General features: G+C 60.5%; 12 protein-coding genes. 10 read left to right on the top strand and 2 right to left on the bottom strand.

What is annotated here, in order from left to right:
• Positions 1 to 167 precede the first annotated feature (167 nt).
• Complete coding sequence (locus EDC38_RS00065) at positions 168 to 2813, top strand: putative bifunctional diguanylate cyclase/phosphodiesterase (protein ID WP_123636795.1); 2646 nt, start codon at positions 168 to 170, stop codon at positions 2811 to 2813.
• Positions 2814 to 2821: 8 nt separating this feature from the next.
• Here the strand turns inward: EDC38_RS00065 and can are convergent, their stop codons facing one another.
• Positions 2822 to 3451 (bottom strand): carbonate dehydratase, encoded by a 630-nt coding sequence (gene can, locus EDC38_RS00070; protein ID WP_123636796.1) that lies wholly within the window; start codon positions 3449 to 3451, stop codon positions 2822 to 2824.
• A 101-nt stretch (positions 3452 to 3552) separates the two neighbouring features.
• On the opposite strand from can, the gene sbcB reads away from it, so the two are divergent.
• The gene (sbcB, locus tag EDC38_RS00075; protein WP_123636797.1) at positions 3553 to 5013 is read left to right on the top strand and encodes an exodeoxyribonuclease I; all 1461 of its coding nucleotides are present in this window, start codon (positions 3553 to 3555) and stop codon (positions 5011 to 5013) included.
• Here the strand turns inward: sbcB and EDC38_RS00080 are convergent.
• The gene (locus tag EDC38_RS00080) at positions 5010 to 5558 is read right to left on the bottom strand and encodes a YaeQ family protein (RefSeq protein WP_024459472.1); all 549 of its coding nucleotides are present in this window, start codon (positions 5556 to 5558) and stop codon (positions 5010 to 5012) included. The genes sbcB and EDC38_RS00080 overlap by 4 nt on opposite strands.
• Positions 5559 to 5741: 183 nt before the next feature.
• Here EDC38_RS00080 and EDC38_RS00085 point away from each other — a divergent pair, with 183 nt between their 5' ends.
• From EDC38_RS00085 to EDC38_RS00120, 8 genes are all read left to right on the top strand, one after another.
• Positions 5742 to 6962: an argininosuccinate synthase gene (locus EDC38_RS00085; protein WP_024459473.1), complete on the top strand. Its 1221-nt coding sequence runs from the start codon at positions 5742 to 5744 to the stop codon at positions 6960 to 6962.
• Between the two features lie 229 nt (positions 6963 to 7191).
• Positions 7192 to 8643, top strand: coding sequence for a cytochrome-c oxidase, cbb3-type subunit I (gene ccoN, locus EDC38_RS00090; RefSeq protein ID WP_123636798.1), 1452 nt, complete (start codon positions 7192 to 7194; stop codon positions 8641 to 8643).
• An 11-nt stretch (positions 8644 to 8654) separates the two neighbouring features.
• On the top strand, positions 8655 to 9266 hold the full coding sequence (ccoO, locus tag EDC38_RS00095) for a cytochrome-c oxidase, cbb3-type subunit II (RefSeq protein ID WP_024459475.1): 612 nt from the start codon (positions 8655 to 8657) through the stop codon (positions 9264 to 9266).
• A gap of 3 nt (positions 9267 to 9269) precedes the next feature.
• A complete protein-coding gene (locus EDC38_RS00100; RefSeq protein ID WP_024459476.1) occupies positions 9270 to 9500 on the top strand; it encodes a CcoQ/FixQ family Cbb3-type cytochrome c oxidase assembly chaperone in 231 nt (76 codons plus the stop codon).
• A gap of 2 nt (positions 9501 to 9502) precedes the next feature.
• Positions 9503 to 10411: a cytochrome-c oxidase, cbb3-type subunit III gene (gene ccoP / locus EDC38_RS00105; RefSeq protein WP_211331021.1), complete on the top strand. Its 909-nt coding sequence runs from the start codon at positions 9503 to 9505 to the stop codon at positions 10409 to 10411.
• The gene (ccoG, locus tag EDC38_RS00110) at positions 10395 to 11813 is read left to right on the top strand and encodes a cytochrome c oxidase accessory protein CcoG (RefSeq protein ID WP_123636799.1); all 1419 of its coding nucleotides are present in this window, start codon (positions 10395 to 10397) and stop codon (positions 11811 to 11813) included. The genes ccoP and ccoG overlap by 17 nt, the downstream gene beginning before the upstream one ends.
• Before the next feature lie 26 nt (positions 11814 to 11839).
• Complete coding sequence (locus EDC38_RS00115; RefSeq protein WP_123636800.1) at positions 11840 to 12373, top strand: FixH family protein; 534 nt, start codon at positions 11840 to 11842, stop codon at positions 12371 to 12373.
• Between the two features lie 30 nt (positions 12374 to 12403).
• On the top strand, positions 12404 to 14839 hold the full coding sequence (locus EDC38_RS00120; RefSeq protein WP_123636801.1) for a heavy metal translocating P-type ATPase: 2436 nt from the start codon (positions 12404 to 12406) through the stop codon (positions 14837 to 14839).
• Position 14840: the final 1 nt, after the last annotated feature.

Here is a 14840-nt window from a genome sequence, read left to right on the forward strand (position 1 = left end):
TTGGAATTATGGGTGTAGTGTAGTTGTCGGTGCGAACATAAGGCAGCTTTGGCGCGCAAGTCAACCTAGGCCGCTCTGTGGCTGGCCCTCAGAGCACTTGTCGCTTGCTAAGTTGGTGTATTTCGCTAATATCCCCGTCACTACCAGCGATGTATCCAGGGGGTTGAGTGAAGTCAGACGTTTCGGCAGAAGAAGTATTCCGGCAGTTGGCTGACAGTCTGGCACTCAACGACTCGCCCGATTTTTTTCTGAACCTTTGTCAGCGTCTGACCGAGCTTCTGGGTGTCGATCACGCTCTGATTGCCGAAGTGTTTCCCGAGCTGGCTCAGGCGCGCACCCTGGCCGTATGGTCCCGGGGGCAGCCCGTCGACAATTTTTCCTACCCTCTGGCGGGCAGCCCCTGTGACACCGTGGTGGGTTCCCGCGCCTGCCTTTACCCCGCGAGCGTATGCACCCGCTTTCCCGATGATGAAATGCTGCAGACAATGCGGGTGGAGGGTTATTTCGGGTTTCCCATGACTTCCCAGGACGGCTCGGCAATGGGGTTGATCGCCCTGCTGAGCGATGCGCCCATGGTGTTGCCCGGTGTGGCCGAGGAAGTGCTGCGTATCGCCGCCGCTCAGGCCGGCGCTGAGCTGGGGCGACGCCGCGCCGAGGAGTCGCTGCTGGAGAGCGAACGGCGGCTACACACCTTGATGAATCATCTACCCGGGATGGCCTACCGTTGCCGTAACGACGCCGATTGGACCATGGAGTTTGTCAGCCAGGGTGCGCGTGTACTGACCGGCTTTCCACCCGAAGCGTTGATTGAGAGTCGGCAGATCGCTTTTGTGCAACTCATTCATCAGGCCGATCGGGTCAGGGTGAATGAAGAAGTTCAGGCCTGCGTTACCGCAGGCAGGCCGTACCGGGTGGTCTACCGGCTGATCAATGCGCACGGAGAGGTGCGCTGGGTGTGGGAGCAGGGGCAGGGGGTGTTCAGCCCCGACCGAAGCGAGGTGTTGCTGGAAGGGTTTATCTCCGATATCACCGAGCAGCATGAATCCGAACGGGTTCAGGAGGCGGTTGTGCAGACGGCGACGGCGATTACCAGTCGTCTCGGCGCGGACTTCTTTCAGCAACTGGTGCTTCACCTGACTCGCGCGCTGGACGCCGACGTGGGGTTTGTCGCCACCCTTCAGGGTGACGATGAGATGGAGACGCTGGCGCGGGTGGTGGCCGGTCAGCCGGTGGAAAATGTTCACTACCGGCTGGAAGGTTCTCATTGTGCAGAAGTGCTGTCCAAAGGCGAGAGTGTCGGCGAATTCGATCCGCCAATCAGTATTCCCCATCCGAACGGCGGGGAGCCCGTTCTGGCCCGCAGCTATGTGGGGCGACGCCTGGACAGTGCCAGCGGTGAGCCGATCGGCTCCCTGATGGTGATTTATAGTCACTCCACCCCGGATCTGAACCTGGCGACGTCCGTGCTCCGAATTCTGGCGGTGGGGGCGGCCGGGGAGTTGGAACGCCAGACCAACGACCGGCGTATTTATCAGTTGGCTTATGTCGACGGTACCACCGCGCTACCCAATCGGATTCACTTCATGGAGCGCCTCGGCAGCGCCCTGCAGCACGCCGAACAATCCGGGGAATCCCTAAGCCTGGTTTTCCTCGACCTGAAACGGTTCAAGGAAATCAACGATGTCCTGGGCCACGATACCGGCGATCAACTGCTGGCCGCGGTAGCCCGTCGGTTGGAACAGGCATGCCGGGTCGATGAGTTTCTGGCGCGCCTGTCCGGTGATGAGTTTGCCCTGCTGGTACCCAATTTGGGCGCCGACGGCTTGCCCGCGGTAATAGAGCGCTGCCACCAGTGCCTGGCCCGCCCGGTCTACGCGGCAGGGCGGGAGTTCTCGCTCGATGTGAATATCGGGGCCGCCTGCTACCCGGTGGATGCAATGACCGCGGCCGATCTGTTCCAATGTGCCAGTGTAGCCATGCATGAAGCCAAGCGCAGTGGTGGCAATGCCTGCATCTTCGATGTGTCGATCGCCGAGGCGCTCAATCGCCGTAGAGCGCTGGCGGAGCGTTTCGCCCGGGCCCTGGTGGAAGACCGGTTGACCCTGCATTATCAGCCCCAGGTCGACCTGGTGACCGGTGCTCTGGTGGGTGCGGAAGTGCTCTGTCGCTGGAAGGATGAGCACTGGGGGTGGGTGAACCCATCGGAGTTCATTCCGCTAGCAGAGGAGCGCGGCCTGATACAGGAACTCGGACAGTGGGTGCTCAGTTCGGCGAGTCGCCAGTGGGTCGCCTGGCAGTCTCAGGGCTTGCGCTTTCCGGGGCGGTTGTCGGTGAATATCTCGGCGCTTCAGTTTACTGACCTGTCTCTGGCTGAAGAGATCAAAGCGATGGCGGCGCCGGTCCCCCCCGAGGCGATCGGTCTGGAGTTGACCGAAAGCGGGTTTATGCGTGATCCCGAGCTCGCGGTAGAAATCACCGAGCGTTTGCGCCAGGCGGGCTTTGCCTTGTCGATTGATGATTTCGGCACCGGCTACTCGTCGTTGAGTTACTTGCGCCGATTTGCGGCGGATACCCTCAAGATCGACATGTCGTTCGTGTGCGATATGCTCGAGAATCAGAGTGATTACACCATCGTGACCACGATCGTGGCCATGGCGCACAGCCTGGGCATGATGACGGTGGCGGAAGGGGTGGAAACCCGGGCCCAGGCGGACGCCTTGACCCGGCTAGGGTGTGATCGGGCTCAGGGTTTCCTTTACGACCGCCCCTTGGACAGTCAGCGATTCGCCGCGCGCTGGCTGACTCCCGAGTAGGGCACCGGTCAAATCATCCGATAGCGTTCGTCAACCTGTTCGATGCCGGTGATCGGCTTCATCAGGTTGCGCAGAATGCCGTCCTCAATACTGTAAATCCAGCCGTGAACGGTCAGCTCCTGACCGCGTTTCCAGGCGTTCTGTACGATGTTGGTGTGGGTGACGTTGGCCACCTGCTCCATGACATTCAGCTCGCACATCCGGTCCAGGCGCTGGGTGTCGTCGGCGATCTCATCCATCGCGTCCTGATGTTTCAGATACACCTCCCGGATATTGCGCACCCAGTAATCCAGCAACCCGTACTGCTGGTTGGCCAGTGCCGCTTTGACTCCACCGCAGCCGTAATGGCCAGTGACCATAATGTGTTTGACTTTAAGGTATTCGACGGCGAACTGCATGACCGAAAGACAGTTCAGGTCGGTCTGAATGACCAGGTTGGCGACGTTGCGGTGGACAAACAGCTCCCCGGGCATCAAACCGACGATTTCGTTGGCCGGCACCCGGCTGTCCGCGCAGCCGATCCAGAGATATTCCGGTGCCTGTTGCTTGGACAGGGTGGCAAAAAACTGCGGGTCTTCCGCCTTGATCTGGTCTGCCCAGGCACGGTTGTTCTGGAAAAGTTCTTCGAGTTCGGGCATGCAGCCTCCTTTACCGTCGTTCGGCGGATTATAGCAGCCGGTAGGCCTGAGCGGAGCCGGGTGGTAAAGTGTCGACACATTCTGGTGTGAGGAGCGCGGCGGTGAGTGAGTCCAAAACCCTGTATTGGCACGATTATGAAACCTGGGGTGAGGTTCCCGCCCAGGATCGTCCCAGCCAGTTTGCCGGCGTTCGCACCGATGAAAACCTGAACATCATCGGCGACCCCCTGATGCTCTACTGCCGACCAGTGGTCGACTGTCTACCCAAACCGGAAGCCTGCCTGGTCACCGGCATTACACCGCAAATGGCGCTGGAGAAAGGCGTCGCCGAACCGGAGTTTATTGCCACCATCATGGCGGAGCTGGGCCAGCCTGGCACCTGTGGCGTGGGGTATAACTCGATCCGTTTTGATGATGAGGTAACCCGCTATACCCTGTACCGCAATTTCTACGACCCTTATGAGCGCGAGTGGCGCAATGGTAATTCGCGCTGGGACCTGATTGATGTAGTGCGCATGACCCGGGCACTGCGGCCCGAGGGTATCCAGTGGCCGGATTACGACAACGGTAAACCCTGCTTCAAACTGGAGAAGTTGACCGAGGCCAACGGCCTGGATCACGCCGCCGCGCACGATGCACTCTCAGATGTGTACGCCACCATCGCCATGGCCCGCCTGGTTCGGGATCGGCAGCCAAAATTGTATGAGCACGCCTATCGCCTGCGGGACAAACGGTTTGCCGCCGGGTTTATTGATATTGATGGTCATCGCCCGCTGTTGCACATTTCCGGCATGTACCCGGCCGAACGCGGTAACGCGGCGCTGGTACTACCGTTGGCGCTGCATCCGGCGAACAAGAACAGCGTGCTCGTGTTCGATCTGTCGGAATCGCCCGAGGATCTGCTGTCGGCCTCGGAGGACTCCCTACGTGAGCGCCTGTTTACCCGCTCAGAGGACCTGCCGGAAGGCACGCGGCGGCCAGCGCTCAAAGAAGTGCACCTGAACAAGACGCCGATGATCGCCCCGGCCAACACCCTGGATGAGCGCACCGCTCGGCGCCTGGGTATCGACAAGGCTCAGGCGGAAGTCCATTGGCGGCAGCTGGCCGACCTGACCCTCAGTGAGCAGCAACGGCTTCGGGCCAAGTTGCAGAGCATCTATCGGGCGCCGGGCTTTGAGCCGCGCACCGATCCCGATCAGCAGCTATACGACGGCTTTTTTGATGACCATGACAAAAAGCTGATGACCGAGCTGCGCCGTGCTCAGCCCGAGGCGCTCGCGGCCAATGTGTTTGATTTTCATGACCAGCGCCTGCCGGAGCTGCTGTTCCGCTACCGGGGGCGGCATTTTCCGGACAGCCTCTCCGACGAAGAGCGTCGACAGTGGCGCGACTTCTGCTATCGGCGGCTGACCGATCCGGCCGCGGGTGCCGGGCTGACCTGGGACCAGTTACAGGCGAGACTTGGGGCGCTGCGCGCCGAAGGCGTGAGTGCAGAGCAGGAGCGGGTCCTGGTCGCGCTGGAGCATTACGCGCGCGGACAGCTCGACGCGATGGGCTCTTAGTCAATCTCCTTGAGCCACTCAAGGTGCACCCCGACGCTGTCTTTGTCGCTGGACACCCAGACATCCTGTTCACTGATGTTGAACTGCAGAACCATGCCGCGCTCCACCATGCCAGCGAGCTGCTGCAGCGCCTCATCTGGCAGGGCCCTGACACTGAGGTTGCGATAGCGTGCCAGGGCCCGCTCCTGTTGCTGCCACCAGACCCGGACGCTGTTCTCGCCGTAGGCGAACACCTGCACCTGTCTGGCGCGATTGCAGGCTTTACGAAGCCACTTCTCATCCGGAGTGCCAAAGGCCACCCACAGTTCGATGTCGCCCACCAGGTTCCGGCGGGACAGCTCCGGCTCTTCGTCCTCTGAGCTCAGACTGCTCGAAAAGGTCAGGTCATCGGAGGCATTGAGGGCAAAGGCCAGCAGCCGCACCATCAGGCGCTGGTCGTTTTCCGACGGGTGCCGGGCCAGGGTCAGGGCATGACTCTGGTAGTAGTGCCGGTTCATGTCGGCTATCTCAAGGCGTGCCTTGATCACGGTTGCATTGGTGGCCATGGGTCTCTCGCTGTCCGGACGCGGGGTTGGGAGAAGTGTACACGCTTCCCCGGTCAAATGCGGCGAATTCGCCCCCAGGGCTATGGGATTTCAAGGCAATCGCGGGTACAATATGCGCCGCTTTGAGGCCGTCCCCAGGGCGTGAAACCTCCATGAAGTACTGATTCTCAGCGGGAGCACTCTATGTCATCCATCAAGAAAGTGGTTTTGGCCTACTCCGGTGGCCTGGACACCTCGGTCATCGTCAAGTGGCTGCAGGAAACCTACAACTGTGAAGTGGTGACCTTCACCGCCGATATCGGCCAGGGTGAAGAAGTGGAGCCCGCGCGGGCCAAGGCCCAGGCGCTGGGTGTGAAGGAAATCTACATCGACGATCTGCGCGAGGAATACGTGCGCGACTTCGTCTTCCCGATGTTCCGCGCCAACGCCATTTACGAGGGCGAGTACCTGCTGGGTACCTCCATTGCCCGGCCGCTGATCTCCAAGCGCCTGATCGAAATCGCCAATGAGACCGGTGCCGATGCCATCTCCCACGGCGCCACCGGTAAGGGCAACGACCAGGTGCGCTTCGAGCTGGGCGCCTACGCCCTCAAGCCCGGCGTCAAGGTCATTGCGCCTTGGCGCGAGTGGGACCTGAACTCCCGCGACAAGCTGATGGCGTACTGCGAAGAGCACAACATCCCCGTGGATTTCTCCAAGGGCAAGAAAAAGTCGCCCTATTCCATGGACGCCAACCTGCTGCACATCTCCTATGAGGGCGGCGTATTGGAAGACCCCTGGACCGAAGCCGAGGAAGATATGTGGCGCTGGAGCGTCTCTCCGGAAGCGGCCCCGGATCAGCCCACCTATATTGATCTGACTTACGAAAAAGGCGATATTGTGGCCATTGACGGAGAGCGCCTGTCGCCCGCCACCGTGCTGGAGCGCCTGAACAAGGTGGCCGGTGACAACGGCATCGGTCGTCTGGATATCGTAGAGAACCGCTACGTGGGCATGAAGTCCCGCGGCTGCTACGAAACCCCCGGCGGTACCGTGATGATGAAGGCGCATCGGGCGATCGAGTCCATCACCCTGGACCGCGAAGTGGCCCACCTGAAGGACGAGCTGATGCCCAAGTACGCCGAGCTGATCTATAACGGCTACTGGTGGAGCCCGGAGCGTCAGATGCTGCAGACTGCCATCGATCAGACGCAGGAGCACGTTAACGGTGACGTGCGTCTGAAATTGTACAAAGGGGGCGTACACGTTGTGGGCCGTCGTTCGGCGGAAAGCCTGTTCGACGAGAAAGTCGCCACGTTTGAGGACGATGCCGGCGCCTACGACCAGAAAGATGCGGAAGGCTTCATCAAACTGAATGCTCTGCGCATGCGTATTGCCGCCAATAAAGGCCGCAAACTGCGTTAATACCCGGGGCGAGCGCCCCGGCTTCGCCCCGCTCCGCGGGGCAACCCACCACTAATAACAATTCCACAACGACTGACGAACCGCGTTTTTTTGACTAAGGTCAAGAAGGCTGGCTGCGCTTTGCGCGACAATGCCCGCGCCAGACGCCCGCCCGAGTTGTCGGCTCGGTGCTCGTGTGCGTATACGCTGGGTGGAATAACAATTTGATCTGCAATAATGGGAAAGACCTATGAGTAGTAATCTGACAGCGGCCGGGGATCATCCGGTGTACGACTATAAGGTCGTGCGTCAGTTCTCCATCATGACGATTGTCTGGGGCATTGTCGGTATGGGGGTTGGCGTGTTGATCGCAGCGCAACTGGTGTGGCCGGCACTGAATGATCTGGTGCAGCCGTTCACCCACTTCGGCCGGCTGCGGCCCCTGCACACCAACGCGGTGATTTTCGCGTTTGGCGGCTGTGCCTTGATGGCCACCTCCTACTACGTGGTTCAGCGGACCTGTCAGGCGCCGCTGTTTGGCGGTTGGCTGGTGCCGTTCACCTTCTGGGGGTGGCAAGCGGTCATCGTTCTGGCCGCCATCACTCTGCCCATGGGACTGACCAGTTCCAAGGAGTATGCCGAGCTGGAGTGGCCGATTGATATCCTGATCGCGGTGGTCTGGATCAGCTACGCCATCGTGTTTTTCGGCACCATTGCCAAGCGCAAAACCTCCCACATCTATGTGGCCAACTGGTTCTATGGTGGCTTCATTCTCACCGTTGCGGTACTGCATGTGGTCAATAGCGCGGCCATTCCGGTGGCCTGGTTCAAGTCATACTCGGCCTATGCCGGTGCCGCCGATGCCATGATTCAGTGGTGGTATGGTCACAACGCGGTGGGCTTTTTCTTGACCGCAGGCTTCCTGGGCATGATGTACTACTTCGTACCCAAGCAGGCGAATCGTCCGGTGTACTCCTACCAGTTGTCCATTGTTCACTTCTGGGCGCTGATCTCGGTCTACATCTGGGCTGGTTCCCACCACCTGCACTATTCCGCGCTGCCGGACTGGGCCCAGAGTCTGGGCATGGTGATGTCCCTGATCCTGCTGGCGCCGAGCTGGGGCGGAATGATCAACGGTATCATGACGCTCTCCGGTGCCTGGCATAAGCTGCGCACTGACCCGACCCTGCGTTTCCTGGTGGTGTCACTGTCCTTCTACGGCATGTCCACTTTTGAAGGACCGATGATGTCCATCAAAACCGTGAACGCCCTGTCCCACAATACCGACTGGACCATTGGCCATGTGCACTCTGGTGCCCTGGGCTGGGTGGCGATGATTTCCATTGGTGCCATTTATCACCTGCTGCCGATCCTGTTTGGCAAAAAGGAAATGTACAGCGTCAAGTGGATCAATATCCACTTCTGGTTGGCGACCATCGGCACGGTCCTGTACATCGCCTCCATGTGGGTCAACGGCATCATGCAGGGGCTTATGTGGCGTGCCTTCAACGCCGATGGCACCTTGACGTACAGTTTTATTGAATCGGTGATCGCCAGCTACCCGGGTTACTTCGTACGCTTTGTGGGCGGTGCCATTTTCCTGTCAGGTATGGTGTTGATGGCCTTCAACGCCTGGCGCACTGCCGCGAGCTCGACCTCTGTGGCGGGTGAAGACAACTTGACTCAGCCTCAAGCGGTTTAAGGGAGCGGTCCATGAAATATCATGATGTAGTTGAAAAAAATATTGGCTTAATGACCGTGCTGATGGTTGTTGCCATCAGTTTCGGTGGTCTGGTTCAGATCGTTCCGCAATTCTTCCTCAAGGAAACCACCGAGCCGGTGGCCGGGCTGAAGCCCTTGGCCCCGCTGGAGCTTGAAGGGCGGGATATTTATATTCGCGAAGGCTGCCACGTCTGTCATACCCAGATGGTTCGTCCCCTGCGCGCGGAGGTAGAGCGCTACGGGCACTACTCGGTGGCCGGCGAACACGTTTACGAACACCCCTTCCTGTGGGGCTCCAAGCGCACCGGGCCGGATCTGGCGCGAGTGGGTGGTCGGTACTCCGACGACTGGCACAAAGCCCATTTGTACAACCCGCGCACCGTGGTGCCTGAGTCCAACATGCCGGCTTTCCCCTGGCTTTATGACAACAAGCTGACCGGCGAACATACCGAAGCGAAGATGCGCGGTTTGCGCAAAGTGGGTGTGCCTTACACCGACGAGGATATCGAAGGTGCGGGTGAAGAGGTCAAGGGCGTAACGGAAATGGATGCTCTGGTCGCCTACCTGCAGCAGTTGGGCACTTTGCTGACCGAGAAGCGGTGATTTATGGATCAGGGTACTTTGGGCGCAATATCAACGGTTCTGGTCACCATCGCTTTCATCGGCATCTGCTGGTGGGCTTTTTCGCCCCGTCGGAAAAAGCGCTTTGATGACGCGGCCAATTTGCCCTTTGCCGATGAAGACCAGAACAAACAAGCTTCGGAGTCGCCCGACTCCGAGGAACAGAATGAACAGGCGGATCATCACGCCGGTGATGAGACTGACAGGCGGAACTGATTATGAGTACATTTTGGAGCCTTTGGATTATTGTCCTCACCCTCACCAACCTGGCGCTGCTACTGTGGGTACTGCTCGCCAACCGGAAGGTCGCGGTACGGGATGATGAAGACCCGGAAAACCGCACCACCGGGCATGTGTATGACGGCATTGAGGAATACGACAACCCGCTGCCGCGTTGGTGGTTCAAGATGTTTATTGCCACCTTCATTTTCGCGGGCGTCTATCTGATTCTGTACCCGGGCCTTGGCAGTTTCCCAGGGGTGCTCGGCTGGACTCAGGAGAAAGAGTTGCGCGGTCACCAGCAGCAGGCACAGGCGCGCTTCTCCGAGCAGTTTGGTGAGTACGCCAAAACCCCTATCGAGGAGCTCGCACGGGATCCTCAGGCCATGAAAATGGGCTTGCGCCTGTTCGCCAATAACTGCGCGGTCTGCCATGGCTCGGACGGTGGCGGCAACTGGGGCTTTCCGAACCTGACCGACGATGCCTGGCAGTGGGGTGGTTCCCCCGAGCGCATCAAACAGACTCTGGTGCAGGGGCGCAAAGCGGCCATGCCCGCGTGGAGCGCGAGCCTGGGTGAGCAGGGTATTGCCGAAGTGACCGAGTATGTTCAGAGCATGGGTGACCGCGAGCACGATGCCGAATTGGTGTCCGCCGGTGAGCAGAAATTCATGCGCAACTGTGCCGCCTGTCACGGAGCCGATGGCACCGGTAATATCAATCTGGGCGCGCCCAACCTGACCGATGATGTCTGGCTGTACGGCGGCGAGCCGAGCGACATCCGCCAGACCCTGCGGGTCGGGCGCAACGGTGTGATGCCCGCCCAGGGCGAGCTGCTCAAAGACGATCGGATTCATATTCTGGCCGCCTACGTCTACAGCCTGTCACTGAACTATGACGAACAAGAGTAAGCAAACGGAGCAGGAACAGGATACAGGGATACGCTATGTAAACCTCTATGAGGCCGACGAAAAGGTGTATATGCGGCGCATTACCGGCTTCTACCAGAAGCTGCGCCGCTACACCGGCATGCCTCTGTTGGCCGCTTACCTGTTGATGCCCTGGCTGGTCATCGACGGCCGCCCCGCCATGCTGTTCGATCTTCCCGAGCGGCGCTTTCACGTTCTGTGGCTCAGCTTTGGGCCTCAGGACGGTATGTTTCTCGCCTGGCTGCTGATCATTGCCGCCTTCATGCTGTTTACCGTCACGGTCCTGGTGGGTCGTGTCTGGTGCGGTTTCACCTGCCCGCAAACGGTCTGGACCCAGATGTTCATCTGGGCCGAGTTTCTGTGCGAGGGCGATCGCAATAAACGCATGAAGCTCGATGCACGGCCCTGGGGGCCGGAGAAGGTTGCCCGCAAAGGCGCCAAGCACGGCATCTGGCTGTTGATTGCCCTGGTGACCGCACTCACCTTCGTGGGTTACTTCGTTCCCATACGGGATTTGTTGGTCGGGCTGGCCACCATCGACGTTCACCCCGCTGCGGCCTTCTGGGTATTCTTTTTCACTGCGGCCACCTATATGAACGCCGGTTTTCTGCGCGAACAGGTGTGCAAGTACATGTGCCCCTATGCTCGCTTTCAATCGGTGATGTACGACAAAGACACCCTGACGGTGTTCTACAACTACGTGCGCGGTGAGCCGCGCGGCCCTCGCAAACCCACCGATGATCCCAAGGAAAAAGGGCTGGGCGATTGCATTGACTGCTCCTGGTGTGTGCAGGTCTGTCCCGTGGACATCGACATTCGCGACGGTCTGCAGGCTGAGTGTATTGACTGTGGCTTGTGCGTGGATGCCTGCAATCAGGTGATGGACCGCATGGATTACCCGCGCGGTCTGATCAGCTTCACCACCGAAGATGCCATTGAAAAAGGCCACACCAAAGTGTTCCGCCCCCGACTTCTGGGTTACGGTGCTGTGTTGCTGGTCATGCTCAGTGTGTTCGCCTATGCGCTGAGTGCCCGACTGCCTGTTGGCCTGGACGTATTGCGCGATCGGGGGATGCGGATGTACCGGATCAGTGGTCCCGATGTGGAAAACGTCTACACCCTGAAAATCAACAACAAGGATCGGGACACGCACATCTACGACCTCTCGGTCAGTGGCGACTACCCGTTTGAGCTGGAAGGTTATCGGCCCCTGCCGGTGAACGAAGGGGAGGTGTTGACCTTGCCGGTGCGGGTGGTTGTGCCCAGAGAGGCCCTGGATACCGTGAAAACCTCGGTGACTCTGCGAGTCGAGGCGCGGGAAAACCCGGAGATCTACACCGAACATACCACCACGTTTATTGGCCCGGCGCTGCGCGATCAGTAGTGCCAGCCTCAACGCAAAGGTTGACTATGACCGACAAGACCCCCGTAGCTCCCTGGTATCGGCAACCCTGGTTCTGGTTTGTCATGTCGCCGCTCATACTGGTGGTTTGTGTTTCACTGAGCTTCGTGACCGTGTCGGTGTTCTATGCCGATGACCGGGTAGTGGACAACTACTACAAGCAGGGTCGGAGCATCAATCAGAGCTTTGAACAGGAGGCCCGGGCCCGGGCGCTCAATCTGGCCGCTGAGGTGGTGTTCGATCCGGTCACCGGGGAAATTCTGCTGAATCTTTCGGGTGACGGAGCGCTGCCGGAGGTGTTGCATCTTCTGGTAGGGCACCCGGTCAACGCCGATCAGGATCAGCGGGTGTTGCTTCAGAGAGTGCGCGATGGTCACTATCGCGGGGATCTGACCCAGGCGGTCAGCCACCGCCGCTATCTGACGCTGCTGCCGGACCATGATGCCTCTCAGATGCGCTCTGCCGAGTGGTTGCTGCGCGGCGAAATCCATTTCGAGCAGCGCAATCGGATTGAGCTTCGCCCCACCGATCGCGCGCCCTAACGCGTCCTTCGCCTTGCCCGAGTCCACTTCATGAGTGAGCGTCCCTGCTATCACTGCGGCCTGCCGGTTCCTGAAACGGCGGACTTTGCGGTCACCGTCAACGGTGAGCGCCAGCCCATGTGCTGCCCTGGCTGTCAGGCGGTGGCCACAGCCATTGTGGATGGCGGGCTGGAGCGTTTTTATCAATACCGCTCGGAAGCCAGTGAGCGCCCCGATGAAACCGCCGCCGCAGCGGCCGAGTGGGAGCTCTACGATAGCGACGCACTGCAGGCGGATTTTGTCAGTGCCGGAGAGGGCAGCGAGCGTCGCGCCCAGTTGTTACTGGAGGGCATGACCTGCGCCGCCTGCAGTTGGCTGATCGAAACCCATCTCAAACGCAGCCCCGCCGTCCGGCAGTTGTCAGTCGATGTCACCACCCACCGCTGCACCCTAACCTGGGACGCCGACCAGCAGCCTCTCAGCGAGCTGATGGCCGAACTGGCGCGCATCGGCTACCGCCCCCGGCCGGCTACCGACGAGGCTCACCGTGCCCTGGCACAACAGGAAAACCGCCAGGCCCTGCTACGCCTGGGGGTGGCCGGGTTCGGCATGATGCAGGCGGGCATGGTGGCGGTAGGCATGTACACCGGTGCCGTGGACGAGTGGAAGCTGTTTCTGCGCTGGCTCAGTTTTCTGGTGGCCACTCCGGTGGTCTGGTTTTCGGCGGCGCCGTTTTTTCAGGCCGCCTGGCGCAGTCTCAAGGCCCGGCAACTGATCATGGATGTACCGGTGGCCCTGGCCATCGGACTGGCCTATGGCGCCAGCGCCTGGGCGACCATCACCGGGCGGGGGGATGTCTACTTTGAATCCATCGCCATGTTTACGTTTTTCCTGTTGGTGGGACGCTATCTCGAAATGCGCACCCGGCATCGCAACCGCCTGGCCTATGGCAATCTGGCGCAGCTGATGCCGCTCAGCGCCCGGCGGCTTGAGCAGGGTAAAGAGGTGTCGGTGCCGGTTAAAACCCTGACACTCGGCGACCGGGTGCGGGTCAAGAGCGGCGAGACCTTCCCTTGTGACGGACGGGTGATTCAGGGCCAGAGCGATGTCGTGGAAGCGCTGTTGACCGGTGAGTCCCGGCCGATACCCAAGGGGCCGGGCGATCGGGTGGTCGGTGGCACCCTGAACGGGGAGAGCGATCTTGAGCTGGAAGTGACGGCCGTCGGAGGCGACACCCAGCTGTCCGCCATCGAGCGCCTGGTGGTGCAGGCGGAAGCGGAAAAGCCCCGCCAGGTGGCTCTGGCCGATACCGTGGCCCGCTACTTTGTAGGCGCGGTGCTGGTGGTTTTTGCCCTGGTCTGGGGCGCCTGGATGCTGATCCAGCCCGAGCGCGCATTCTGGGTAGCCCTCTCGGTGTTGGTGGTGACCTGTCCCTGTGCCCTGGCGCTGGCGATGCCTACGGCGCTGACTGCCGCCACCGCCAATTTGCGACGAAGGGGCTTTCTGATTGCCCGCGGCCATGTGCTGGAAACCCTGGCCAAGGTGGATCGGGTTATTCTGGACAAGACGGGTACCCTGACACTGGGGCAGTTCTCGTTGCAGTCGGTGAAGAATGTATCCCGAGCTAAGGATCATCACCCCGACGAGTATTGGTTGGCCATCGCCGGTGCGCTTGAGGCGCCGGCGCGGCACCCGCTGGCGGTGGCCTTTCGTCCCTGGTTCGACCACTTCCGAGCGCAAGAGACTCGCCAATATACGGCGGCCGGAGTCGAAGGTACGGTTGATGGCGAACGCTATCGCCTGGGCAGTTCCGCGTTTGCCGGGGCCCTGTATCAGGCGACCGAAGCGCCGACGCCACCGGATGATGAGGCACTGTGGTTACTGTTGAGCAACACCCGGGGACCGCTGGTCTGGTTCTCGCTGGAGGACGAGCTGCGCCCTGGCGCCCAGGCACTGATATCGACCCTGCGTGCCCGCGGTCTGGCCCTCGAGCTGCTGAGCGGAGACTCCTCGGGCGCGGTTGCGCGCTTGGCTGAAACCCTCGGCATCGACACTTACACCGCCGGGGCCCGCCCGGAGGACAAGTTGCAGCGTCTGCAGGAAGTGCAGGCGCGCGGGGAAAAGGTAGTGATGGTGGGCGATGGTATCAATGATGTGCCGGTGCTCTCCTCCGCGGATGTGTCCGTGGCCATGGCGTCCGCCTCGGATCTCGCCCAGACGAGGGCAGATGCGGTGTTTCTGAATTCCGATCTGGCCGTTCTGGCGGGCATCTTCGAGCTGGCCAAGCGCACCCGGCACGTGATCCGGCAGAATCTGTTGCTTTCGCTGGGCTACAATGTGGTGGCTCTGCCTCTGGCTGCCGCCGGCCTGGTGCCGCCCTGGCTGGCCGCCATTGGCATGACCAGTAGTTCCCTGGTGGTGGTGTTCAACGCGCTGCGCCTGCACAGGGCGCCCGCCACCGAGATCGCCCCACGCACAGGAGGTTGAT

This window comes from Marinimicrobium koreense (assembly GCF_003762925.1).
Classification (GTDB): domain Bacteria; phylum Pseudomonadota; class Gammaproteobacteria; order Pseudomonadales; family Cellvibrionaceae; genus Marinimicrobium; species Marinimicrobium koreense.